At 66.3% G+C, this 22,415-nt stretch carries 24 protein-coding genes; 17 read left to right on the forward strand and 7 right to left on the reverse strand.

The features are described 5' to 3' along the window. Positions 1-2: 2 nt before the first annotated feature. Together glyA and rpiB are read right to left on the reverse strand one after the other, a co-directional pair. Complete coding sequence (glyA, locus tag QFZ54_RS12705; RefSeq protein ID WP_307087603.1) at positions 3-1,313, reverse strand: serine hydroxymethyltransferase; 1,311 nt, start codon at positions 1,311-1,313, stop codon at positions 3-5. Beyond that, on the reverse strand, positions 1,310-1,744 hold the full coding sequence (rpiB, locus tag QFZ54_RS12710; protein ID WP_307087607.1) for a ribose 5-phosphate isomerase B: 435 nt from the start codon (positions 1,742-1,744) through the stop codon (positions 1,310-1,312). Before rpiB ends, glyA begins: the two co-directional genes overlap by 4 nt. 232 nt (positions 1,745-1,976) lie before the next feature. Between rpiB and QFZ54_RS12715 the strand changes: the two genes are divergently transcribed. The 5 genes from QFZ54_RS12715 to QFZ54_RS12735 are packed head-to-tail and all read left to right on the forward strand — an operon-like array spanning position 1,977 to position 4,767. Continuing rightward, positions 1,977-2,399: a hypothetical protein gene (locus QFZ54_RS12715; RefSeq protein ID WP_307087612.1), complete on the forward strand. Its 423-nt coding sequence runs from the start codon at positions 1,977-1,979 to the stop codon at positions 2,397-2,399. Positions 2,400-2,409: 10 nt separating this feature from the next. Further along, positions 2,410-2,979 (forward strand): sigma-70 family RNA polymerase sigma factor, encoded by a 570-nt coding sequence (locus QFZ54_RS12720; RefSeq protein WP_307087614.1) that lies wholly within the window; start codon positions 2,410-2,412, stop codon positions 2,977-2,979. Continuing rightward, the gene (locus tag QFZ54_RS12725) at positions 2,972-3,682 is read left to right on the forward strand and encodes an anti-sigma factor (RefSeq protein WP_307087616.1); all 711 of its coding nucleotides are present in this window, start codon (positions 2,972-2,974) and stop codon (positions 3,680-3,682) included. The genes QFZ54_RS12720 and QFZ54_RS12725 overlap by 8 nt, the downstream gene beginning before the upstream one ends. Further along, a complete protein-coding gene (locus QFZ54_RS12730; RefSeq protein ID WP_307087617.1) occupies positions 3,682-4,158 on the forward strand; it encodes a DUF3429 domain-containing protein in 477 nt (158 codons plus the stop codon). The genes QFZ54_RS12725 and QFZ54_RS12730 overlap by 1 nt, the downstream gene beginning before the upstream one ends. A gap of 51 nt (positions 4,159-4,209) precedes the next feature. Next, on the forward strand, positions 4,210-4,767 hold the full coding sequence (locus tag QFZ54_RS12735) for a Uma2 family endonuclease (protein WP_307087620.1): 558 nt from the start codon (positions 4,210-4,212) through the stop codon (positions 4,765-4,767). Positions 4,768-4,796: 29 nt separating this feature from the next. Here QFZ54_RS12735 and hemA read toward each other — a convergent pair whose 3' ends face one another. Both hemA and murI read right to left on the reverse strand, forming a co-directional pair. Further along, a complete protein-coding gene (gene hemA, locus QFZ54_RS12740; protein WP_121905431.1) occupies positions 4,797-6,059 on the reverse strand; it encodes a 5-aminolevulinate synthase in 1,263 nt (420 codons plus the stop codon). A 136-nt stretch (positions 6,060-6,195) separates the two neighbouring features. Continuing rightward, the gene (murI, locus tag QFZ54_RS12745) at positions 6,196-6,984 is read right to left on the reverse strand and encodes a glutamate racemase (protein ID WP_307087621.1); all 789 of its coding nucleotides are present in this window, start codon (positions 6,982-6,984) and stop codon (positions 6,196-6,198) included. Between the two features lie 250 nt (positions 6,985-7,234). Between murI and plsY the strand changes: the two genes are divergently transcribed. The 3 genes from plsY (at position 7,235) to topA (ending at position 11,919) form a co-directional block, all read left to right on the forward strand. Further along, complete coding sequence (plsY, locus tag QFZ54_RS12750) at positions 7,235-7,852, forward strand: glycerol-3-phosphate 1-O-acyltransferase PlsY (protein WP_307087624.1); 618 nt, start codon at positions 7,235-7,237, stop codon at positions 7,850-7,852. Continuing rightward, the gene (dprA, locus tag QFZ54_RS12755) at positions 7,845-8,936 is read left to right on the forward strand and encodes a DNA-processing protein DprA (protein WP_307087626.1); all 1,092 of its coding nucleotides are present in this window, start codon (positions 7,845-7,847) and stop codon (positions 8,934-8,936) included. Before plsY ends, dprA begins: the two co-directional genes overlap by 8 nt. A gap of 379 nt (positions 8,937-9,315) precedes the next feature. Further along, the gene (gene topA, locus QFZ54_RS12760; RefSeq protein ID WP_307087628.1) at positions 9,316-11,919 is read left to right on the forward strand and encodes a type I DNA topoisomerase; all 2,604 of its coding nucleotides are present in this window, start codon (positions 9,316-9,318) and stop codon (positions 11,917-11,919) included. A 162-nt stretch (positions 11,920-12,081) separates the two neighbouring features. Here topA and QFZ54_RS12765 read toward each other — a convergent pair whose 3' ends face one another. Further along, the gene (locus QFZ54_RS12765; protein WP_307087629.1) at positions 12,082-12,348 is read right to left on the reverse strand and encodes an SEL1-like repeat protein; all 267 of its coding nucleotides are present in this window, start codon (positions 12,346-12,348) and stop codon (positions 12,082-12,084) included. 75 nt (positions 12,349-12,423) lie between these two features. Further along, the gene (gene panC, locus QFZ54_RS12770) at positions 12,424-13,263 is read right to left on the reverse strand and encodes a pantoate--beta-alanine ligase (RefSeq protein ID WP_307087631.1); all 840 of its coding nucleotides are present in this window, start codon (positions 13,261-13,263) and stop codon (positions 12,424-12,426) included. A gap of 75 nt (positions 13,264-13,338) precedes the next feature. Here panC and QFZ54_RS12775 point away from each other — a divergent pair, with 75 nt between their 5' ends. The 8 genes from QFZ54_RS12775 to QFZ54_RS12810 all read left to right on the forward strand — a co-directional run bounded on the left by QFZ54_RS12775 (position 13,339) and on the right by QFZ54_RS12810 (position 20,393). Further along, a complete protein-coding gene (locus tag QFZ54_RS12775) occupies positions 13,339-14,157 on the forward strand; it encodes a division plane positioning ATPase MipZ (protein ID WP_307087633.1) in 819 nt (272 codons plus the stop codon). After that, positions 14,154-14,411: a DnaJ domain-containing protein gene (locus tag QFZ54_RS12780; RefSeq protein WP_307087634.1), complete on the forward strand. Its 258-nt coding sequence runs from the start codon at positions 14,154-14,156 to the stop codon at positions 14,409-14,411. The genes QFZ54_RS12775 and QFZ54_RS12780 overlap by 4 nt, the downstream gene beginning before the upstream one ends. A 90-nt stretch (positions 14,412-14,501) precedes the next feature. Further along, the gene (gene pgmG, locus QFZ54_RS12785; RefSeq protein ID WP_307087635.1) at positions 14,502-15,875 is read left to right on the forward strand and encodes a phosphoglucomutase/phosphomannomutase PgmG; all 1,374 of its coding nucleotides are present in this window, start codon (positions 14,502-14,504) and stop codon (positions 15,873-15,875) included. A 215-nt stretch (positions 15,876-16,090) separates the two neighbouring features. Beyond that, complete coding sequence (locus QFZ54_RS12790; RefSeq protein ID WP_307087637.1) at positions 16,091-16,540, forward strand: PH domain-containing protein; 450 nt, start codon at positions 16,091-16,093, stop codon at positions 16,538-16,540. Between the two features lie 27 nt (positions 16,541-16,567). Next, the gene (locus QFZ54_RS12795; protein ID WP_307087639.1) at positions 16,568-17,347 is read left to right on the forward strand and encodes an exonuclease domain-containing protein; all 780 of its coding nucleotides are present in this window, start codon (positions 16,568-16,570) and stop codon (positions 17,345-17,347) included. Positions 17,348-17,422: 75 nt separating this feature from the next. Then, the gene (locus QFZ54_RS12800) at positions 17,423-18,928 is read left to right on the forward strand and encodes a sensor histidine kinase (RefSeq protein ID WP_307087641.1); all 1,506 of its coding nucleotides are present in this window, start codon (positions 17,423-17,425) and stop codon (positions 18,926-18,928) included. Further along, positions 18,925-19,365 carry a response regulator gene (locus tag QFZ54_RS12805; RefSeq protein ID WP_307087643.1) on the forward strand — a complete coding sequence of 147 codons (441 nt, stop codon included), beginning with the start codon at positions 18,925-18,927 and terminating at the stop codon, positions 19,363-19,365. The genes QFZ54_RS12800 and QFZ54_RS12805 overlap by 4 nt, the downstream gene beginning before the upstream one ends. Then, positions 19,362-20,393, forward strand: a complete 1,032-nt coding sequence (locus QFZ54_RS12810) for a sensor histidine kinase (RefSeq protein ID WP_307087645.1) — start codon at positions 19,362-19,364, stop codon at positions 20,391-20,393. The genes QFZ54_RS12805 and QFZ54_RS12810 overlap by 4 nt, the downstream gene beginning before the upstream one ends. A 99-nt stretch (positions 20,394-20,492) precedes the next feature. Here QFZ54_RS12810 and QFZ54_RS12815 read toward each other — a convergent pair whose 3' ends face one another. Then, positions 20,493-21,077 carry a TetR/AcrR family transcriptional regulator gene (locus tag QFZ54_RS12815; protein ID WP_373458521.1) on the reverse strand — a complete coding sequence of 195 codons (585 nt, stop codon included), beginning with the start codon at positions 21,075-21,077 and terminating at the stop codon, positions 20,493-20,495. A gap of 120 nt (positions 21,078-21,197) precedes the next feature. Between QFZ54_RS12815 and QFZ54_RS12820 the strand changes: the two genes are divergently transcribed. Beyond that, positions 21,198-22,415: an efflux RND transporter periplasmic adaptor subunit gene (locus QFZ54_RS12820; RefSeq protein ID WP_307087647.1), complete on the forward strand. Its 1,218-nt coding sequence runs from the start codon at positions 21,198-21,200 to the stop codon at positions 22,413-22,415.

The raw sequence follows: 22,415 nt of genomic DNA on the forward strand, positions 1-22,415 counted from the left end.
CATCATCCTTGATAGATCGGGAAGCGCGCGCACAGGGCCCGCACGCGAGTCCGAACGTCCGCCTCGACGTCCGGGTCCCCATGCTCGCCCTTTTTCGCAAGGCCGTCCAGCACGTCGGCGACCATGTTGCCGATCTCGCGGAACTCCGCCGGGCCGAAGCCACGCGTCGTACCCGCGGGCGAGCCGACGCGGATGCCGCTGGTCTTGACCGGCGGCAGCGGATCGTTGGGGATGCCGTTCTTGTTGCAGGTGATGCCTGCACGCTCCAGCGCCTCGTCCGCATCGCGCCCGGTGATGCCGAGCGGCGTGAGGTCGATCAGCGCCAGATGCGTGTCGGTGCCGCCTGAAACGACATCCGAGCCGCGCTCCTTGAGCGTCGCCGCCAGCACCTTCGCGTTTTCGACGACCGCCGCGATGTAGCTCTTGAAGTCGGGCTGCAGCGCCTCGCCGAACGCGACCGCCTTCGCGGCGATCACGTGCATCAGCGGCCCGCCCTGAAGCCCTGGGAACACCGCAGAGTTGAACTTCTTCGCCAGCGCCTCGTCGTTGGTCATGATCATGCCGCCGCGCGGCCCACGCAGCGTCTTGTGCGTGGTGGTCGTCACGACATGCGCGTGGCCAAACGGCGTCGGGTGCAGCCCAGCCGCGACGATCCCGGCGAAATGCGCCATGTCGACCATGAAATACGCGCCGACCTTGTCCGCGATCGCGCGGAAGCGCGCGAAGTCGATCGTCCGCGGATAGGCAGAGCCGCCCGCAATGATCAGCTTGGGCTGATGCTCGACCGCCAGCGCCTCGACTTGGTCATAGTCGATCAGGTGCGTGGTCGCATCGACACCGTATTGAATGGCGTTGAACCACTTGCCCGACATCGCCGGTTTCGCGCCATGCGTCAGGTGGCCGCCCGCATCCAGGCTCATGCCGAGGATCGTGTCGCCCGGCTTCACCAGCGCGAGCATCACCGCGCCGTTCGCCTGCGCGCCCGAATGCGGCTGGACGTTGACGAACCCGCAGCCGAAGATCTGCTTGGCACGCTCGATCGCGAGCGTCTCGACCACGTCCGACGGTGCGCAGCCCTGGTAATAGCGCTTGCCCGGATAGCCCTCGGCATATTTATTCGTGAACACCGACCCCTGCGCCTCGAGCACTGCCTTCGAGACGATGTTCTCGCTCGCGATCAGCTCGATCTGCGTCTGCTCGCGTTCGAGTTCGGCCTCGACGCCGGCGAACACGGCGGCATCCGCATCGGCGAGAGTGCGCGTGAAGAATCCGTCCGGCTGGACGTCGTGGAGATCGCGGGGCTGGGTGCTCATGCGGGGACCTTTAGCTTGTCGACACGGAGTTGATGACGGCCGCCGGCGAAATCGGCGGTGAGGAACGCTTCGACGCACGCCTTGGCCATTTCCTCGCCGATCAGGCGGGCGCCCATCGCAATGGCGTTGGCGTCGTTATGCACGCGGGCGAGGCTCGCCGACAGCGGTTCGGACACGAGCGCGCAGCGGCAGGCGAGGTTCCGGTTGGCGGCGATCGAAATGCCGATCCCAGAACCGCACAGTGCGATGCCCCGTTCCGCGCTACCATCGGCGATCGCGGACGCGAGCTTGTACCCGTAATCGGGATAGTCGACGCTGGCTGTGCCCTCCGGCCCGAGATCGAGCACGTCATGCCCTGCTTCGCGCAGCCAAGCGGCGAGCACCGCTTTCAACGAAACGGCGGCGTGATCGGACGCGATGGCGATGCGCACCTGGCGTAATCCTGTGGCGGGAGATCGGGTGCCCAGCCCCTTACCGACCCGAGCACGGATTTGCCACACCTGTTCGCTGCTGCTTCGTCATCCTGGTGAAAGTCAGGACCCGGGGTAACCCAGGGCAACGTAGCGCATTACCGGTGGCTCTGGGTCCTGACTTTCGTCAGGATGACGCGCTAAGATGAAAGATCGAGATCTGCGCTAAATGCCGACCGTGAAGGAGACATCCATGAAAGCCCTCACCCTGCTCGCTACCATCGCGCTCGCCGCCTGCTCCGGTCCCGCACCCGACACCAGCAGCGATGGCAACATGACATCGGCAGGGTCAGTCGAGCGAAAGGCTACTGGATCCGCATCCGCGCCGCGCGACTACACCGGCCGCTGGGTCGGGGTGGAGGGCATGGTCCTGGATATCGCCGACGCCGGCGCACCCGGCCACTACGACCTCACGATGCAATGGGACCTCGACCACAAGGGCACATTTGACGGCATCGCGAACGGGAGGACCATCACGTTCATCCGCAACGATATTCCCGAAACCCTGCGCCCGACAAACGGCGATGCGACCGGACTGAAATATCTCGCCGGCAAAACCGACTGCCTCACCGTAAAGCCCGGCGAAGGCTATTGCCGCGACGGACTTAGCCGCTAGGTTCTCGGTCGTGACCCGAGCCTATCCAGACGCCGACGCCGCCCGCGCGCACCTCTCCGAGGTGCTGCTGCGTACCGGCCAGGAGGATCGCGACGCGTTTCGCGAACTCTATACGCTGACCAGCGCGAAGCTTTTCGGCATCACCCACCGTATCTGCGGCAACGCCCAAGCCGCGGAGGATGTGCTGCACGAGGTCTATCTCACGATCTGGAAACGCGCCGGTGCCTGGGAACCCGGCCGCGCGAGCCCGATAACCTGGTTGGCGACGATCGCGCGCAACCGCGCCATTGACTGGCAGCGCGCGCAGGGCGTCCGCCGCACCAGCCCGCTCGACGACGCGCCCGACATCGCCGATCCCGGCGAGGGTGCCGAGGCTAGGCTGCTCGCCAGCGAATCGTCGCGCGAATTGATCGAGTGCCTCGAGGGCCTCGAACCACAGCAGCGCGACGCGATCCGCACGGCGTTCTTCGACGGCGTCACCTACGCCGAACTCGCGATCAAGCGCGCGGTCCCGCTCGGCACGATGAAGAGTTGGGTCCGCCGTGGCCTCGCCCGCCTCAAGGATTGCCTCGATGGTTGATCCGACCACCGATACCGGCGTTCCCGAAGACGTGGCTGCCGCCGAACTCGCGCTCGGCCTGCTCGAAGGTGAAGAGCGCGGGGCAGCGCTTCGCCGTGTGCTCGCCGAGCCCGGTTTCGCCGCACAGGTCGAATGGTGGCGGTCGCGTCTGGCCGCCTTGTTCGACCTGTGGCCGGAGCGTGGGGCGCCGCCGCATCTCGCCGCGCGGATCGAGGCCAGCCTCGATGGTGCGCAAACACCTGCCAAGGCCACCCGCTTCGCATGGCCGGCGCTCGCCGCGATCACCAGCGCGATCGCCGCATCGCTGCTGCTGTTCGTCATGGTCCGCCCGGAACCGACCGTGCCCGTCTCGCAGCCGATCCCCGTCGCGCGGCCGACCAGCGTGCTCGTCGCGATGCTCGGCGATGCGAAGTCGCCCGTCGCCGCGGTCTATGATCCCGCCAATGGCATGCTCCGCGTCGCGGCAGGTCCGGGCGTACCGAATGCGCGGGTCGCAGAACTCTGGGTGATCGGGGGCGACGGCGTGCCGCATTCGCTTGGCCTGCTGTCGGGACGTCCAACCAAGCTGGTACCGAAGGGCGTCGACCGCGGTCGCATTGCCCCCGGCGCGACGCTCGCGATTTCGGTCGAGCCGCTCGGCGGCTCGCCGACCGGCCTGCCGACCGGCCCGGTCGTCGCCACCGGCGTGGTCGCGCGCGTCTGATGACCGAGCGACCGCTGTATAGCGGGCCCGCGACCGGCGGCATCCCCCCGATCGCGCGCTTGCTCGGGCTGAGTGGCCTGCTCCCGCAATTGGCGTCGGTCGCGCTGCTGCTGAGCGGCGACCCCCAAAGCCGCTACTCCGCGCTGGCGATCGCCTATGCCTACGCCGCGATCATCCTGAGCTTCCTTGGGGGCCTCTGGTGGGGCTTAGCCGCGCGCACTGACTCGCCCCCGCGCTGGCTCTGGTTCGCCAGCGTCGCGCCGTCGCTGATCGCGCTGGCGACCGCGTGGCCCTGGATGGTCGGCCTGCGCTGGCCCGGCCCGTCGCTGGTGGTGCTCGGCGTCAGCCTGATCGCCGCGCTACTCATCGACCGCACGCTGGTCCGCGCCGGCATCGCCCCGCCCGGCTGGATGGCGCTCCGCGTTCCGCTATCGCTTGGTCTCGGCGTCCTGACGATGCTCGCTGCCGCGCTTTAGGGGTTGGTCGGGCGACTCGTAGGAACCTCGGATTCATGGTACGACTCGGGCATGAATAAATCCGCCGTTATTCTCCGCACCGATCAGCAGACCAAGGCGCGTTTTACGACCGCCGAGTTCCTGCGAATGGGTGAGTCCGGCGCGTTCGACGACATCAAGGTCGAACTGGTCGATGGGGAACTCGAACGGATGAACCCGCCTTTGACAGCACATGCCGCACGCCAGATGCAGATCGGCATCCGTCTTTCGCGCCTGCTGCCCGAAGCTCGGATTATGGGCGAAATTGGCGTCGATCTCGGCAACGACACCGTGCTCGGCTGTGACGTTGCCGTCTTGCGCGAACCAGCCGAGGGTAACCGCTTGCTGATCGCTGACGCATTCCTACTCGTCATTGAAGTCGCGGAAACCTCCGTCGCTCGCGACACCACAATGAAGCGCTTCGCCTATGCCGGCGGCGGCATCCCCAATTACTGGGTTGTCGACGGCAACCGCTCCATCGTCCATGTTTACGCCGAACCCGTGGAAGGCGATTACACGCGGTTCCATTCGGTAGGGTTCGGCGAACCGCTCCACGTTCCTGGTACCGACGGCACCATCACGATCGACTGAATAGGCTCGCCTGTCGCGCGCGCTTGACCTCAGGCCGCCTTGCGAAGATCCAGCCGGCTCCAGATTTCCACCAGCGCATCGGTCAGTTCGCGCATCATCGCCTCGGTATGCGCAGGCCCCGGCGTGAACCGCAGCCGCTCGGTGCCACGCGGCACGGTCGGGTAGTTGATCGGCTGCACGTACACGCCGTATTCCGCCAGCAGCACGTCGCTGATCTTCTTCGCCTTGACCGGATCACCGACCATGAGCGGCACGATATGCGTATCGCCGATCATCACCGGCAGACCGGCGTCCTTCAGCATCGCCTTGAGCATCGCTGCCGAGGCCTGCTGCCCCTCACGCTCGACGCTCGAGCTTTTGAGATGCCGCACGCTCGCAAGTACGCCGGCGACCAGCACCGGCGACAGCGAGGTCGTGAAGATGAACCCCGGCGCGTACGACCGGATCACATCGACGATCGTCCGATCGGCAGCGATATAGCCCCCCATCACCCCGAACGCCTTGCCGAGCGTCCCCTCGAGGATCGTGATCCGGTGCGCGACCTCGTCCCGCTCCGAAATGCCGCCGCCCCGCGCGCCATACATCCCGACCGCGTGGACTTCGTCGCAATAGGTCAGCGCGTTATACCGGTCGGCGAGATCGCACACCGCCGAGATCGGCGCGATGTCGCCCTCCATCGAATATACGCTCTCGAACGCGATCAGCTTCGGAACGGCCGGATCTTCCGCGGCCAGCAACTCTTCGAGATGCGCAAGGTCGTTGTGGCGGAACACGCGCTTCTCGCAGCCCGAATTGCGGATCCCCGCGATCATCGACGCGTGGTTCAACTCGTCCGAAAAGATGATGCAGCCCGGCAGTACCTTCGCGAGCGTCGCCAGAGTCGCCTCGTTCGAGACGTACCCGCTGGTGAACAGCAGCGCCGCTTCCTTGCCGTGCAGGTCGGCGAGCTCGCCCTCCAGATCGACATGGTAGTGCGTGTTGCCGCCGATGTTGCGCGTGCCGCCCGAGCCCGCGCCGACGTCGTGCAGCGCCTCTTCCATCGCCGCAATCACCTTGGGGTGCTGGCCCATTGCGAGGTAGTCGTTCGAGCACCAGACCGTGATCGGCTTCGGCCCGTTATGCCCCGCGAAACAGCGCGCGTTCGGAAACGCGCCCTTGTTGCGAAGGATGTCGATGAACACGCGGTAGCGCCCCTCGGCATGCAACCGGTCGATCGCCTGCGTGAACACGCGCGAATAATCGACTCGCGGACCACTAATGCCGTCCGTTGCCGTTTTGCCGTCGATAATCATGGCCTTGGGCACTACGCCTCACTTTCACTCAGTTCCAGCGTAATACCGCTCTTACGGTGATCGCTTTCCTCGTCCTGGCAGCACATTGCCACGATGCGCGCCCGAAGCAAGGTGCCACATTGTCCCAGGTTAACGCTTAAAGCTGCTCGATCCGCGCGAATCCTCGCCCCGCCAAGGCTGGTCCGAGCGCGCGTTCGTCCTCGCCCAACCGGGTAAAGACCGCGACACCCTCCCCCGCGTCCGACCAAGATTCGCCCTGCATCAGGTGAACGATCCGCCCCGCGATCCCGGGACCGCCGTCGACGAACCGCACACCGGGCACCGCCTTGGCCAGCTCCGCCTCGACCAGCGGAAAATGCGTGCAGGCGTTGACGATCACGTCGATTCGCTCGCCGCCGGGTTGCGAGAACAGCCCGTCCAACACCGCGGCATAGCGATCCGGCGCGACCGGTCGCCCGTGAAGCTTGGCCTCCGCCATCTCGACCAGCGCCGCCGAGCCATGGCGCAGCACCGTGCAATCGCCCGCGAACCGCGCCGCCAGATCATCGACATATGCCTGCCGCACGGTCGCCTCGGTCCCCAGCACGCCGATCGTCCGCGTCTTGGACAGCAGCGCGGCAGGCTTGATCGCCGGTACCGTCCCGACCACCGGCAGGTCGAGCGCCGCGCGTACCACCGGCAGCGCGATCGTCGACGCGGTGTTGCACGCGATCACGATCAACCGCGGCCGATACCGCTCCGCCAAGCGCCCCAGCAGCACCGGCACCCGCGCCGCAATCTCCGCCTCGCTCTTCGTGCCGTAAGGGAAGCCGGCCGAGTCGGCGGCGTAGACGAACGGCGCATCGGGCAGCGCCGCGCGCGCCGGGCCGACGATCGACAACCCACCGACGCCGGAATCGAAGAACAGGATGGGGCGCGTGTCCATGCAGCGCTCTTAGGACGGAACGCCCCCCGTAAACCAGAGCGACATATCCCCCCTCCCTGGAAGGGAGGGGTTGGGGGTGGGTCGGTTTCCGCATCTCCAGCTGTCGCGGCACGAGCCGGCCTACCCACCCCCAGCCCCTCCCTTCCAGGGAGGGGAGCCCGTTTTCCGCTTGGCGAAGGGTGCGCACACCACCAGCCATTTGCCGTCCGCCCCGCGTCGCTTATAAGCACCCCTAGAACGGGGGACATACTTGCAGACGGAAATTCTCTGGGTCGCGCCCACGCTATCGCTCGTGCTCAGCTATCTGCTCGGCTCGATCCCGTTCGGCGTCATCCTCACGCGGCTCGGCGGTGCGGGCGATCTGCGCACGATCGGCTCGGGCAACATCGGCGCGACCAACGTCCTGCGCACCGGACGGAAGGGCCTCGCCGCCGCCACGCTGCTGCTCGACATGGCCAAGGGCGCAGTCGCCGTGCTGCTGGTCGCACACCTGTTCCCGGGTAATGCCCTGCTCGCGGCCGCCGGCGCGTTCATCGGCCATTGCTATCCCGTCTGGCTGAAGTTCAAGGGCGGCAAGGGCGTCGCCACCCTCATGGGTATCGTCGTCGCGCTCCATTGGCCGCTCGGGTTGGTCTACGCGGTCGTCTGGCTGGGCCTCCTTGCAGGCCTGCGCATCTCCTCGGTCGCGGGCATGGCCGCGGCGCTCAGTGCGCCGTTCGCCGCCGCCTTGTTCAGCCGGTTCGACCTCGTCCTACTGCTGCTCGCGCTCGCGCTGATCGTCTTCTGGAAGCACCGCGAGAACGTCGAGCGCCTGTTCTCGGGCACCGAACCGCGCATCGGCCGCTCAAAACGACCACCGGGTGACTGACCCGACGGTCTCACGACTTCGGCTCATCCGCACGACCGGGATCGGACCGGTCACCTATCGCCAGCTCATCGCCCGCTTCGGCAGCGCGGACGCCGCAATCGACGCCCTTCCCATTCTCGCCCAGCGCGGCGGCGGCCGCGTCCCGAGGGTCGCCGACGCCGCCCTCGTCGAGCGCGAAATAGCCGCCACCGCAAAGCTCGGCGCGCGCTACCTCTTCCTAGACGACGCCGAGTATCCTCGCCTGCTCGCCGAGATCGAGACGGCCCCGCCGGCATTGATCTTCCGCGGCGACATCGCGCACGCCAGCCGCCCCTGCATCGCAATGGTCGGCGCACGCAACGCGTCGGCGGCCGCCTGCCGCTTCGCCCGCCAGCTCGCGCTGCAACTCGCTGAGGAAGGCACGACGGTCGTCTCAGGCCTCGCCCGCGGCATCGACACCGCCGCGCACATCGGTGCGCTCGGCGGAGGCTCTAGCGGCGCCACGATCGGCGTGATCGCCAGCGGCATCGACATCGCCTACCCGCCTGACAACACCGCATTGCAGGAGCGCATCGCCACCGAAGGCCTGCTGCTCGCCGAACAGCCCCCCGGCACCGAGCCGAAAGCGCGCAACTTCCCCTCGCGCAACCGCATCATCGCTGGCCTCGCGATCGGCACGGTGGTGGTCGAAGCCGTCCCCAAATCCGGCTCGCTGATCACCGCGCGCCTCGCCAACGAATCCGGCCGCGAAGTCATGGCCGTCCCCGGCAGCCCGCTCGATCCGCGAGCGCAAGGGTGTAACCTGCTGATCCGCGAAGGCGCCACGCTGGTCCAATCCGCAGCCGACATCCTCGAACAGATCCGCCCATTCGATCCACGCTCGGTTCGCTCCCCAGTCGATGCCTACGCCAACGCGCAACCGGAAGATGCGAGCGACACCGACCGCAGCAGAATCGCGGATTTGCTCGGCCCCGTCCCCGTGGCGATCGACGAACTCATCCGTCAGTCGTATCTGGGACCGGCCGTCATCCAAACGGTGCTGCTCGAACTCGAACTTGGTGGCCATCTGGAACGTCATGCCGGCGGCCGAGTCAGCCTTCGCTGATCGTCCGGGCTTCATGAAGCCGACAAGGCTCCGCGACCCTCTACCTGCGATTTCGCAACCCAGGCCTTAGCCTAATGTGTGAACGGTCCGATGCGGCGGCCGCTGAGCTGAATGACCGAGGACCGTCTATCGGAACGATCTCCGCGCCTGATCTGATCGGAGGCAACGAAAGGGAATGGTCTACTGTCATCATACCGACGCGGATACCGTGCCAGCAGCGCCGGCAGAGTCCGGGAAATACCCCGGCCCTGAGACCCCCTCTCGAAAAGCGGCACCCGCGCCCTCATTTGCGGACGTCGCTCATACCCAACCCGGGTTGACGCGAGCACCCCGACGCCGTCACCCTCGTACGCGTACACGTAAGGACCCCGGTTTCCCCATGCAGCTTGTCATCGTCGAATCGCCTGCCAAGGCCAAAACCATCGAGAAGTATCTGGGCAGCGATTACCGCGTCCTGGCCAGCTATGGCCACGTCCGCGACCTGCCGCCCAAGGACGGTTCGGTCGATCCCGACGATGCGTTCGCGATGACGTGGGAGAATTACGCGGACAAGTCGAAGCAGCTCAAGGCGATCACCGATCTCGCCAAGCTCGCCGACCGCCTGATCCTCGCGACCGATCCGGATCGGGAGGGCGAGGCGATCTCGTGGCACGTCCGCGAAGTGCTGCGTGCGAGGAAGGCGCTGCCCAAGGAGGTCGAGCGCGTCACGTTCAACGCGATCACCAAGGCCACCGTCACCGAGGCGATGAAGAACCCGCGCGAGCTCGACGACGACCTGATCGACGCCTATCGCGCCCGCCGCGCGCTCGATTACCTCGTCGGCTTCACGCTATCGCCGGTGCTGTGGCGCAAGCTGCCCGGCGCCAAGTCCGCCGGTCGCGTCCAGTCCGTGTCGCTCCGGCTGATCGTCCAGCGCGAGCGCGAGATCGACGTCTTCAAGCCGCAGGAATACTGGTCCGTCACGGCCGATATGGAGCATGACGGCACCGCGTTCACCTCGCGCCTGACGCAGTTCGAGGGCAACAAGCTCGATCGCCTCTCGATCGGCAACGAGGGCGATGCGCTGCGCGCCAAGCAGGCGGTGCTCGACGGCAATTTCTCGGTCCAGTCGGTCGAGACCAAGCCCGCCGGTCGCAACCCGCCGCCGCCGTTCACCACCTCGACGCTCCAGCAGGAAGCCTCGCGGAAGCTCGGTTTCTCGGCCGATCACACGATGCGGATCGCGCAGGGACTCTACGAGGACGGCGCGATCACGTACATGCGTACCGACGGCGTGCAGATGGATTCAAGCGCGATCAGCGCCGCGCGTCTCGCCGTCGCGAACCGCTTCGACGCGAGCTATGTCCCCGACAAGCCGCGCCAATATCAGTCGAAGGCGAAGAACGCACAGGAAGCGCATGAAGCGATCCGCCCGACCGATTTCGGCAAGGACAAGGCCGGCGGCGGCGATCATGCGCGCCTCTACGACCTGATCTTCAAGCGCGCGCTGGCCAGCCAGATGGCGTCCGCCCGCATGGAGCGCACCACGGTCGAAATGGCAGACGGCACCGGCCGCAACATCCTGCGCGCCACCGGCCAGGTCGTGCTCTTCCCCGGCTACCTCGCGCTATACGAGGAAGGGTCGGATGATTCCGCCGACGAGGACGCCCGTCGCCTGCCGCGGATGCGCGAGGGCGATGCGCCTGCGAAGAAGAAGGTCGACGCCGAGCAGCATTTCACCCAGCCGCCGCCGCGCTTCTCCGAAGCCTCGCTGGTCAAGCGGATGGAGGAGCTCGGCATCGGCCGTCCGTCCACCTACGCGTCGATCATCAAGACGCTGAAGGACCGCGCCTATGTCCGGATCGAGAAGAACCGGTTCTTCGCCGAGGAATCCGGCCGGCTCGTGACCGCGTTCCTCGAGCGCTTCTTCGAGAAGTACGTCGGCTACGACTACACGGCCGAGCTGGAGGAGGAGCTCGACGACGTGTCGGGCGGCCGCGCGCAGTGGCAGTCGGTGCTCGACGCGTTCTGGCGCGATTTCAAACCGCGCACCAACGAAGTGATGGAGCAGCAGCCGTCGGCGATCACCGCCGAGCTCGACACCTTCCTCGCGCCGTACCTGTTCCCCGCCAAGGCGGACGGCGGCGATCCCCGACTCTGCCCGAATTGCGGCGAGGGCCAGCTCGCGCTGCGCGGCGGCAAGTTCGGCGCGTTCATCGCCTGCTCCAACTACCCCGAGTGCAAATACACGCGCCGCTTCGCGCAGCCCGGCGGCGACGCCGAGGCGGATGCCGGCCCGTCGACGCTCGGCACGCATCCGGACACGGGGCAGCCGATCGAACGCAAGTCGGGTCGCTTCGGCCCGTATCTACAGATCGGCGAAGGAGAGGATCGCAAGATGGCGTCGATCCCGAAGGACATCGGCGAGTTGAATCTGGAGTGGGCAGTCAAGCTGCTGTCGCTCCCGAGGACGGTCGGCAACCACCCCGAGACCGGCGAACCGATCATTTCGACGATCGGCAAGTTCGGTCCGTATCTGAAGCATGCGGGGAAATACGCCCGCCTTCAGACGACGGCGGACGTGTTCGAGACAGGCATGAACGCGGCGGTCGTGAAACTCGCCGAGGCAGCTGCCGGCGGCGGACGTACCGCGCGTGGCGCTCAGGCGCCGCTCAAGGTGCTGGGCAATCATCCGCGCACCGAGGCCGAGATCAAGCTGATGGAGGGGCGCTACGGTCCGTACGTCACCGACGGCACGACCAATGCGACGCTGCCTAAGTCGATCGAGAAGGACCAACTGACGCTGGAGGAAGCGGCGTCGCTGATCGACGCGCGTGCCGCCGCGGCACCGGCGACAAAGAAGAAGAAAGCGCCCGCCAAGAAGCCGGCGGCGAAGAAGGCCCCAGCCAAGGACGCGGCCGGGGCGAAGGCTCCAGCAAAGAAGGCTCCGGCTAAAAAGGCCTCAGCCAAGAAAACCGCCCCAAAGAAGAAGGCCGAAGCCTAATCCTCCCCTGTAAGGGGAGGGGGACCATCCGGAGGACGGTGGAGGGGGGCTTCCCCAAACGTACCGCTGCGTAAAGTGAGACCCACAAACGCTACGTCCGCGGCACTCCCCCTCCACCCTTCGCCAAGCGGCGAACGGTCCCCCTCCCCGTTCCGGGGAGGATTACGCCGCCCGTCGCTGCGTGAACTGCATCCAATCCCACGCGGTCATGTCCTCGGCGATTTCAGCGCGACATTCCTGCGCCGCGATGTTCCCCGACACCGCCGCTAGGTTGAACCACTTGTGCGCTTCGATCAGGTCGAGGGCGACACCCGACGTCCCCGTCGAATACACCATCCCTAGTTCGTAACACGCTCGATCATCCTTGCACGCGGCATCCGCCAGACGGCGTTCAATTCCGATGTTCGCGTTCTTGATACTGCTACCCATGGTCTGCGCCAATGTTCGTGGGGACAGACTGCAGCGATTCCGACTACGAAATGGTTATGGGTTAAAGCCCGTTTTTTACGACTCGATCGCGATATTATCGATCAACCGCGTCGCGCCCATGCGCGCTGCTGCTAGCAACCGCCGTGGACGATCCGCCGTTGGGTTCTCCGCCAGCGTCTCGGCATCCGCCAGCGCGACGTAATCGATCGTGAACCCCGCCCCGACCAAGGTCGTCCGCGCATCGTCCAGCACCGACTCGACGTCCTCGCCCTTCGCGATCGCACGCGCCGCCACACCCAGTGCGCGCGGCAAGGCTACCGCCTGCCTGCGCTGGTCGTCGTCGAGATAGATGTTGCGCGACGACATCGCCAAGCCGTCGTCGTCGCGCTGCGTCGGCACCCCGACGATATCGATCGCGAAATCGAGATCGGCAACGAACCGCCGGATCACCGCCAACTGCTGGTAATCCTTCTCGCCGAAATAGGCTGCGTCGGGCCCGACCTGATTGAACAGCTTCGACACGACCGTCGCGACGCCGTCGAAATGGCCGGGCCGCGAGGCGCCGTCGAACCCGTCGCTCACCCCCGAAACGCGCACCGTCGTCGCGAAGCCACCGGGATACATCGTCTCGACAGACGGCAGCCAGAGCAGGTCGCACCCAGCTTCGTTGAGCATTCGGATATCCGCCATCTCGCGCCGCGGATAGCGCGACAGGTCTTCGTTCGGGCCGAACTGCGTCGGGTTGACGAAAATCGACGCGACCACCTTGGTCCCCGGCCGCTTCGCCGCCTCGATCAGCGCGACATGGCCGGCGTGGAGCGCGCCCATCGTCGGAACGAGCGCGACGCGCTGCCCCGCCGCACGGAAGGCGGCGACGCTTTCGCGCAACGCATTAAGGTCCCGGACGATGTCCACGTGAAACTCCTACTCGATAAGTGCGGTCGCGGCTTCTATGAAGGGTGACAGTCTCGATCAATAAGGAAACGCGCGTTGGCCACGGGCCCGGATTCTCCTCAAAGCTCAACGCACGTCATCGTGTTCGCCAACGAGAAGGGCGGCACCGGCAAGTCGACGACTGCGGTCCACGTCGCGATCGCGCTCGCCGCGAAGGGTGCGCGCGTCGCGTGTCTCGATCTGGACCACCGCCAGCGTACCGTCGGCCGTTATCTCGACAACCGCGCCGAGACGATGAAGCGCAACGGCTCGGTGCTGCCGATGCCACGCCACGCCACGCTGTCGGACCAGAGCGAGGACCAGTTCGAGGATTTGTGGCACTCGCTCAGCGAAGGCTCCGACTTCCTCGTGGTCGACACGCCGGGTCGCGACGATCCGTTCGCGCGCACCGCCGCCGCACTCGCCAACACCTTGGTCACGCCGATGAACGACAGCTTCGTCGACTTCGATCTGATCGGCCAGGTCGATCCCGAGACGTACCAGGTGACGCGCCCGAGCTTCTATTCCGAATTGATCTGGGATGCGCGGAAGCAGCGCGCGCGTGCCGATGGTACGACGATCGACTGGGTCGTGCTGCGCAACCGCCTCCAGCACATCGAGGCGCGCAACATGCGCCGCGTGTCGGATGCGCTCGCGCAGCTCGCCAAACGCGTCGGCTTCCGGATCATCCCGGGGCTCGGCGAGCGCGTGATCTACCGCGAAATGTTCCCTGCCGGCCTGACGATGATCGACTCGAAGGCGTTCGGCAGCATGGGTCTGGCGCATGTCGCCGCGCGCCAGGAACTGCGCGAGATGATGGCGGCGTTGCAGCTGCCCGAGGCGGTCGCCGAGCGTGCCCCGGACGTAGCTGCGTGAAATGGATCGTCGCCGCCGTCTTCATTTGGCTGGCGTGGCACTATCTGCGCCCGAAGCCGAAGCAGCGTGTCGTCACCGATGAAGCGGAAGCCCTGTCTATTTTGGGTATCGACCGCAGCGCAGACGACGACGCGATCCGCAGCGCGCACCGCCGCCTGATCGCCTCGGTCCACCCGGATCGTGGCGGATCGAACGACCTGACGCGGCGAGTGAACGCGGCGCGCGACCTGTTGCTGAAGCGGCCCTCCCGATAACACCCAACCGCCGTCCGTCCTGAGCGAAGTCGAAGGACATTGGTTCGAACCTGTCCTTCGACTTCGCCCGGGACGAACGGAAATCTAAAAATGACCCACCAGTTCGACCCGACCTCGCTCCGCGAATACGACATCCGCGGGATCGTCGGCAAAGCGCTCGGCCCCGCCGACGCCGTCGCGATCGGCCGAGGCTTCGCCACCCACATCCGCGCGGCCGGCGGAACGCGCGTGGCCGTTGGGTATGACGGCCGCAACTCCTCCCCCGAGCTCGAAGCAGCGCTCGTGTCCGGCCTCACCGCAGGCGGCGTCGACGTCGTCCGCATCGGCCTCAGCACGTCGCCGATGCTCTATTACGCCGAGGCGACGCTAGAAGTGGATGGCGGCATCCAGGTAACCGGCAGCCACAATCCCCCCGAATATAACGGCTTCAAGATGGTGCACGCCCACGCGCCATTTTTCGGCGAAGACATCCAGGACCTCGCCGCTCTCGCCGCCTCGGGCGCCTGGAGCGAAGGTGCGAGCGAAGTCACCACCGCGGACGTGCTCGACGCCTATGTCGAACGGCTGATGGCGGGCTATGCGGGCGGCGCGTACCGGATCGGCTGGGACACGGGGAACGGCGCCGCCGGCCCGGTGATCGAGAAGCTCGTCCAACTGCTGCCGGGTGAGCACCATGTGATCTTCGCCGAAGTCGACGGCAATTTTCCCAACCATCATCCGGATCCTACCGAAGAGTCGAACCTCGCCGATCTGAAGAGCCTGGTCGCGGAGAAGAACCTCGATTTCGGACTGGCGTTCGACGGCGACGGCGACCGGATCGGAGCGATCGACGGGTTGGGGCGGGTGATCTGGGGGGATCAGATTCTCTCCATATTGGTCGAACCTGCGCTGCGCGAGCACCCGGGCGCGCCGATCGTCGCCGACGTGAAGTCCTCGCAGGCGCTATTCGACCGAATCACGGAATTGGGCGGCAAGCCGGTAATGGCCCCGACCGGTCACAGCCTGATGAAACAGGCGATGACCCGCACCGGCGCGCCGCTGGGCGCCGAACTCAGCGGACATCTGTTCTTCGCGGGCGAATATTACGGGTTCGACGACGCGCAATACGCGGCGGTGCGACTGATCCACGCGGTGCATCTGTCGGGGCGATCGCTGACGAAATTGCGCGACGCGATGCCGGCGCGGGTGGCGACACCGGACCTGCGCTTTCCCGTCGAGGACGCGCAAAAGTTCGCGGTGGTGGACGAGGTGATCGCGCGGTTGAAGAGCGCGGGGGTGGATATGGACCTTACCGACGGCGCGCGGGTCACGACCGCTGACGGGTGGTGGCTGCTGCGCGCGTCGAACACGCAGGCGATGCTGACGGTGCGCGCCGAGGCGAAGAGCGAGGCGGCGCTCGCGGTCCTGCTGGCCGAGGTCGATGCACAGCTCGCGGCGAGCGGCGTAACGCGCGCGGCACCTTAAACAACCGCACCACCCCGGCGGAGGCCGGGGCCCAGTTGGAAAGGTGGCAATAACGGCGTGCTGGCTTCCGTTAGCGACGTTCCCCAACTGGACCCCTGCCTCCGCCGGGGAGGTGGAGGGGGGGGTAGGTTCGTTAGGATATCGGCACCACCGACCGAACCGATTGACACGCCAAGCACCTCGCCTACCGTCCGCCCAACCCCAAGGAGTCCCCGATGGAGCGCCCAGTCGACGAATTCCGCTCCAGCACGCGCCGCTGGCTGCTCGGCAGCTTTGCCGGCTGGGGCACTCTGCTCGCCTGCCTCGCCGGCGTCGGCTTCGTCATCATCGGCGTCCGCTGGCTCAAGAACCGCAGCACCTCCTACGAAATCACCGACCAGCGCCTGATCATCAAGCGCGGCATTCTGTTCAAGACCACCGACGAGATCGAGCTCTACCGGATCAAGGACGTCCGGCTCGGCTATTCGCTGCTCAATCAGATGACCGACATCGGCACGATCATCCTCACCTCCAGCGACCGCACGACGGCGGGCGGCGAGTTCACCTTGCGCGATATCCCGATGGCGCGCGACCGTCGCGAAGGCCTGCGCAAACTCGTCGACCGCGCGCGCCAGCGCCGCGGCGTCCGCGAACTCGACGTGGAGGACGCATACGCGCTGGATTAAGCGCGCTTTTGTCCCCACATGGCGGGCATGGCGCCCCCCTATCCCAAGCCCAAGCAACAACCGCAGATGATCCGGGTCGTCGACCTGGAAACGACCGGCTCGGCCCCGCCCGCGCACGGCGTGTGCGAAATCGGCTGGCAGGACGTCGCGCTTGGCGAGGACGGCCGCTGGGAGATCTATGGCGAAGGCGGCAGCCTGCTCGTCAACCCCGGCCGGCTGATCCCGCCGGTCACGCAGGCGATCCACCACATCCTCGACGAACATGTCGCCGACGCGCCCTATTGGCATGACTGCGCCCGCCAGGTGCTCGACCCCTGGCCGCGCCGGCTCGCGCTCGCCGCGCACCGCGCGGACTTCGAACAGAAATTCTGCACCCCTGCGCTCACCCGTGATGCCGAGTGGATCTGCACGTGGAAGTGCGCGCTGCGGCTTTGGCCAGACTCGCCGAGTTTCTCGAACCAGGTGCTGCGCTACTGGCGTAAACCCCATGGCATGGAGCACGACCGCGGACTCCCCGCCCATCGTGCGTTCCCCGACGCCTACGTCACCGCGTTCCACCTGCGCGACATGCTCAACGAGGCGAGCCTTGCGCAACTGCTCGAATGGTCGCGCGATCCGGGGCTCATCCCGCGCGTCCGCTACGGCCCTGACCGCGGCAAGGAATGGTCCGAGCTCGATCACGAGACGCTGATGGCGTTCATGACCGATCGTGACCCCGACATCCGCTTCACTGCCAACCACGAGATGGACCGGCGCAGCGGTGGCGGCCGCGTCGGCAAGGCGAGCGCGCAGGATCTGTTGCTTTAAATTAATGAGGTTCCGTCTGCGGGCGCGGCAGTATCGCTGGCGTAACGACTTCCGCCAGCCTACACTGCAGCCCCTATGGTCCGCGTACGCTTGAAACTGCCCTCGTCGGAAGGGCGAGTCGCACGTTGGCTGGTCGCGTTCATGACGCTCGGCTTCATCGCGCTGGCCGCCGCGGCGATCGCGATCGGGTGGATCACGGTCCGCAACCGCACCTACACCGCCGAAATCCTGCACACGCAGGACGTCCGCCAGGCGATCGCCACGCTCCAGATCCAGATGGAGCAATCGGAAACGGCGCGGCGCGGCTATATCCTGGCCGGCAAACCGCTGTTCGCCACCGCCTATGCGCGGACCGCGGGCAACCTCGTGCCGTCGATCCGCAAGCTGCGCCATCTGACGCGCGACAACCCGCAGCAGGGCGCCCGCCTCGACCTGATCGAGCCGCGTTTCGTCCAGTTGCGCGCACTTCGGACGCAGTCGACGACGTTGGTTGCCGCGGGTCGAATCGCCGAAGCACAGCGCCGATTCGCGGTTGATGCCAGCGTGCCGTTGATGCGCGGCATCCGCTATCGACTCGAGGCCATGGCCGCCGACGAGGTCCGCCTGCTTGCGATCCGGACCGAGCGGCAGGAACGCACCAGCGCGCTGTTCCTGTCGGTCGCCGGACTAGCCGCGGCGCTGCTCCTGATCGTCGCGATCCTCGCGGTCCTGTTGATCCGCCGCTACACCGCCGACCTTGCCCGCTCGCGCAACAGCTTGCGCGACCTCAACGAGACACTGGAGGAACAGGTCGCCGAACGCACCGCCGACCTCAGCCGCGCGAACGAGGAAATCCAACGCTTCGCCTATATCGTCAGCCACGATCTGCGCTCGCCCCTCGTCAACGTGATGGGCTTCACCGCCGAACTCGCCGCCGCAGCCGTACCGCTCGGTGAGTTGGTCGACCGTGTCGAGGCCGAGGCGCCGCATATCCTCACCGAGGACGCACGGCTGGCGGCGCGCGAGGACCTGCCCGAGGCGATCGGTTTCATCCGCACCTCGACGCAGAAGATGGACCGGCTGATCAACGCCATCCTGAAACTAGCGCGCGAAGGCCGCCGGACGATCTCACCCGAGCATATCGACCCGGCACAACTGGTCGACACCATCGTCGGCGCGATGCAGCACATCGTCGACGATCGCGGTGCCGTAGTGCGAGTCGAGCGACCGATGCCGGGAATCGTCACCGATCGCCTCGCGCTCGAACAGATCCTGTCGAACCTGATCGAGAACGCGACCAAATACCTGCAACCCGGGCGCCCCGGCCAGATCACGGTCAAAGGCCATACCGAACGCGGCCGCGTCATCCTGTCGGTCGTCGACAACGGCCGCGGCATCGATCCGCGCGATCACCAGCGCGTGTTCGACCTGTTCCGCCGGTCGGGCGCGCAGGATCAGCCGGGCGAAGGTATCGGACTCGCGCATGTCCGCGCACTCGCCTATCGTCTGGGCGGTACGATCGACGTGCAGTCGACGCTCGGCGACGGCGCGACCTTCCGACTCAACCTGCCGACCCACATGACCATTCAGGACGCAGCATGAACGATCACAAGACCGTCGGTATCGTGATGATCGAGGATGACGAGGGTCACGCCCGCCTCATCGAAAAGAACATCCGCCGCGCCGGCATCCTCAACGATATCCGTCACTTCACCGACGGCACCACGGCGCTCGATTTTCTGTTCAACGCCGCCGATGGCCCCGCGAAAAGCGGCCCGGCGATGATTCTGCTCGATCTCAACCTGCCCGACATGAGCGGGACCGACATCCTCGCGCGGATCAAGGCGGAGGGCAGCCCGTTGCGCCGCACGCCGGTCGTCGTGCTCACCACGACCGACGACAAGGTCGAGATCGAGCGCTGCTACGATCTCGGCTGCAACGTCTACATCACCAAGCCGGTGAACTATGAGAGTTTCGCACAGGCGATCCGCCAGCTCGGGCTGTTCCTGTCGGTAATCCAGGTGCCCGAAGCCGAGTGAGCGAAACACGCGTCCTCTATATTGACGACGACGCCGGGATCCGGCGGCTGGCGGCGCGTGCCCTGGAACGTCGCGGCTACCGGATGACGGTTGCCGAAACCGGGTCCGAAGGCGTCGTGAAGGCCGCTGCCGAGCGCTTCGACCTGATCGCGGTCGATCACTACATGCCCGGCATGGACGGTCTTGAAACCCTCGAAGCGCTCCGTCGCCTGCCCGATCCGCCCCCCGTGGTGTACGTCACGGGCTCGGAAGAAGGTCGCATTGCCGTGGCAGCACTGAAGGCCGGCGCTGCCGATTACGTGGTGAAGACCATCGGCGAGGATTTCTTCGACCTGCTCGCCGCCTCGTTCGAACAGGTGCGCGCGCGTGCCCTGCTCGAACAGGAGAAGGCGTCCGCCGAAGCCGATCTCCGCGCCAGCAATGCGCGACTCGAGGCATTGCTCGGCGAAGTGAACCACCGCGTCGCCAATTCGCTGCAGCTCGTCTCCGCGATGGTACGCCTCCAGGCGACCGCGCTGACCGACCCGTCCGCACGCGAGGCGCTCGAAGATACGCAGCGCCGCATCCAGGCGATCGCGCAGGTCCACCGCCGGCTCTACACCAGCAACGATGTCGAGAGCGTCGACATGCAGGAGTATCTCGGTGCGCTGGTCGACGAACTTGCGGAGACCTGGTCGACCGAAGCACTGCCCCGCGCGCTCAGCCTTGCTGCCGAGCCGATCCGCCTTCCCACCGACCGCGCGGTATCGCTCGGGGTGATCGTCACCGAACTCGTCACCAACGCGTGCAAATACGCCTACCCCACCGGCGGCGGCGAAGTCCGCGTCGTGCTACGCCGGATCGACGACGACGTCTTCCTGCTCGCGGTCGAGGACGATGGCTGTGGCATTCCCGAAGACGCCGTCCCGCGCGGCACTGGCCTGGGAACGAAGCTCATCCGCGCGATGGCGCAGAGCCTGCATTCGATCGTGGAATACGACCCAGCCCATGCTGGCGTTCGTGCCACCCTGCGCGCGGCGGTGCGGTAGGGCCCTAGTCCGTCATCCTGACAAAAGTCAGGACCCAGAGCGGGGAAGGGTGTTGTTCGTAACCCTGGATCCTGACTTTCGTCAGGACGACGGCATTTTCTAGAGCGCGCGCACCGCGGCAAGGATCATCCGCCCCGTCAATCGCGCCGTCTCGTCTTCCGACAGGCGCGGGCGTGACAGCGTGCGATGGCCAAGACCGAACATGAAGGCGAGGATCAGCTCCTCAGCACCTTCGAGGTCGTTATCGGACAGGTCGGGATTGGCGACGCACGCGAGGTCGCGGATCATGCTGCGGAACCCGCTGCACAGGTCGGCGATCGTGTCGGCGACGTCGGTGTTGCGGTGCGCCTCCGCCATGATCTCGAACGTCAGCGCCTCGTCGCCTTTCGACAGGGCCCGACGTGACAGCTCGACAAAACCCTCCTCGATCGACATCCCGCACGACTTCACCGAGTCGTTCATGGTCTGCATCTCGGCCATCTTGCCGGTTGCATCTTCCATGACGATCGCCTGGATCACAGCATTCTTGCCGGTGAACAGACGATAGATCTGGCCGACCGATACCTCGGCCGCCTGTGCCAGTTCGGACATCGCCGTCTGGTGAAAGCCTTGAGTCGCGAACAGATGCCGAGCCGTGGCGATGATACGCTCCCGGCTGCACTTTTCATGTTGCACTGCACTCAAAACAGAATTCCCGATGCGTTTTTTGATTGACCGGCCGCTCGCACAATCCTAGCGGGCAAGCAAGCGGAATGAACGTTCATTCCGGTGAACCTAATCTGCACGGACGTCGGGATGCTTAACATGCAGCAATTGAACCTCAAGGGATCGGTGGCGCTCTTCGCGCTCGCCCTGCTGTCGGCTTGCGGCAAGGAGCAGGCTCCGCCGCCCCCGCCCACGCCGACCGTCGGCGTCGTTACCGTCGGCGAGGAGTCGGTCGTCCTCACCTCCGAACTTCCCGGCCGTATCGCCGCCGTGGAGACTTCGGAAGTGCGTCCGCAGGTCAGCGGCGTGGTCCGCGATCGCCTGTTCACCGAGGGCGCAATGGTCAGCAAGGGCCAGGTTCTCTACGCGATCGAGGACGCGCCCTACCGGGCCGCGCTCGCCAGTGCGCAGGGCCAGCTCGGCGCGGCACAATCGCAGATCAACGCGACCCGCCTCCAGGCTCAGCGCTACGGCCAGCTCGTCGCGCTCAACGCGGTCAGCAAGCAGGAAGCGGACAACGCCACTGCCTCCGCACAACAGGCTCGCGCCAATGTTGCAGCGCAGCAGGCGGCGGTCCAGTCGGCGCGCGTCAACCTCGGCTTTACGCGCATCAAGGCGCCGATCTCGGGCCGCATCGGTCGTTCGCTCGTGACCGTCGGCGCGCTGGTCCAGACCGGCCAGACCGACCCCCTCGCGACGATCCAGCGTACCAACACCGTCTATGTCGACGTCGTCCAGTCGGCAGCACAGCTGCTCGATCTCAAGCAGGCGATGGCGACCGGCGGCGTGACGCGCGGCGACGGCAGCGCGCGCGTCCAGCTGATCCTTCCGAACGGCCAGACCTATCCGATCGAGGGTCGCCTCCAGTTCGCCGAAGTCACCGTCGACCAGACCACCGGCGCGGTAACGTTGCGCGCGAGCTTCCCGAACCCCAACGGTCTGTTGCTGCCGGGCATGTATGTCCGCGCCAAGCTGGTCGAGGGCACGCGTCGCCAGGCGATCATGGCGCCCACCGCGGGCATCACGCGCGATCCGCGCGGCGGTGCGACCGCACTGGTCGTCAACGCGCAAAACAAGGTCGAGCAGCGTAACGTTACCACCGACCGCGTGATCGGCGACAAGTGGATCGTCACCAGCGGCCTGAAGCCCGGCGACAAGCTGATCGTCGAGGGCCTGCTCAACCTGCGTCCCGGCTCGACCGTGAAGCCCGCTGCCCCGCAGCAGGTCGGAAAGCCCGCCGGTGCGCCCGGCGCGGCACCCGGAGGCGGCGACGCGTCCGGTGCGACCAGCAACAATTCCGCGCAGGCCGGGAAGTAA

Origin of the sequence: Sphingomonas faeni, assembly GCF_030817315.1 — a bacterium.
GTDB classification, from domain to species: Bacteria; Pseudomonadota; Alphaproteobacteria; order Sphingomonadales; family Sphingomonadaceae; genus Sphingomonas; species Sphingomonas faeni_C.

Bases quoted from the DNA above. Each gene is read 5' to 3' on its own strand.
- glyA (WP_307087603.1), bottom strand. From the start codon at position 1,313: ATGAGCACCCAGCCCCGCGATCTCCACGACGTCCAGCCGGACGGATTC.
- QFZ54_RS12715 (WP_307087612.1), top strand. From the start codon at position 1,977: ATGAAAGCCCTCACCCTGCTCGCTACCATCGCGCTCGCCGCCTGCTCC.
- QFZ54_RS12725 (WP_307087616.1), top strand. From the start codon at position 2,972: ATGGTTGATCCGACCACCGATACCGGCGTTCCCGAAGACGTGGCTGCC.
- QFZ54_RS12730 (WP_307087617.1), top strand. From the start codon at position 3,682: ATGACCGAGCGACCGCTGTATAGCGGGCCCGCGACCGGCGGCATCCCC.
- QFZ54_RS12735 (WP_307087620.1), top strand. From the start codon at position 4,210: ATGAATAAATCCGCCGTTATTCTCCGCACCGATCAGCAGACCAAGGCG.
- hemA (WP_121905431.1), bottom strand. From the start codon at position 6,059: ATGATTATCGACGGCAAAACGGCAACGGACGGCATTAGTGGTCCGCGA.
- murI (WP_307087621.1), bottom strand. From the start codon at position 6,984: ATGGACACGCGCCCCATCCTGTTCTTCGATTCCGGCGTCGGTGGGTTG.
- topA (WP_307087628.1), top strand. From the start codon at position 9,316: ATGCAGCTTGTCATCGTCGAATCGCCTGCCAAGGCCAAAACCATCGAG.
- QFZ54_RS12765 (WP_307087629.1), bottom strand. From the start codon at position 12,348: ATGGGTAGCAGTATCAAGAACGCGAACATCGGAATTGAACGCCGTCTG.
- pgmG (WP_307087635.1), top strand. From the start codon at position 14,502: ATGACCCACCAGTTCGACCCGACCTCGCTCCGCGAATACGACATCCGC.
- QFZ54_RS12790 (WP_307087637.1), top strand. From the start codon at position 16,091: ATGGAGCGCCCAGTCGACGAATTCCGCTCCAGCACGCGCCGCTGGCTG.
- QFZ54_RS12795 (WP_307087639.1), top strand. From the start codon at position 16,568: ATGGCGCCCCCCTATCCCAAGCCCAAGCAACAACCGCAGATGATCCGG.
- QFZ54_RS12800 (WP_307087641.1), top strand. From the start codon at position 17,423: ATGGTCCGCGTACGCTTGAAACTGCCCTCGTCGGAAGGGCGAGTCGCA.
- QFZ54_RS12805 (WP_307087643.1), top strand. From the start codon at position 18,925: ATGAACGATCACAAGACCGTCGGTATCGTGATGATCGAGGATGACGAG.
- QFZ54_RS12820 (WP_307087647.1), top strand. From the start codon at position 21,198: ATGCAGCAATTGAACCTCAAGGGATCGGTGGCGCTCTTCGCGCTCGCC.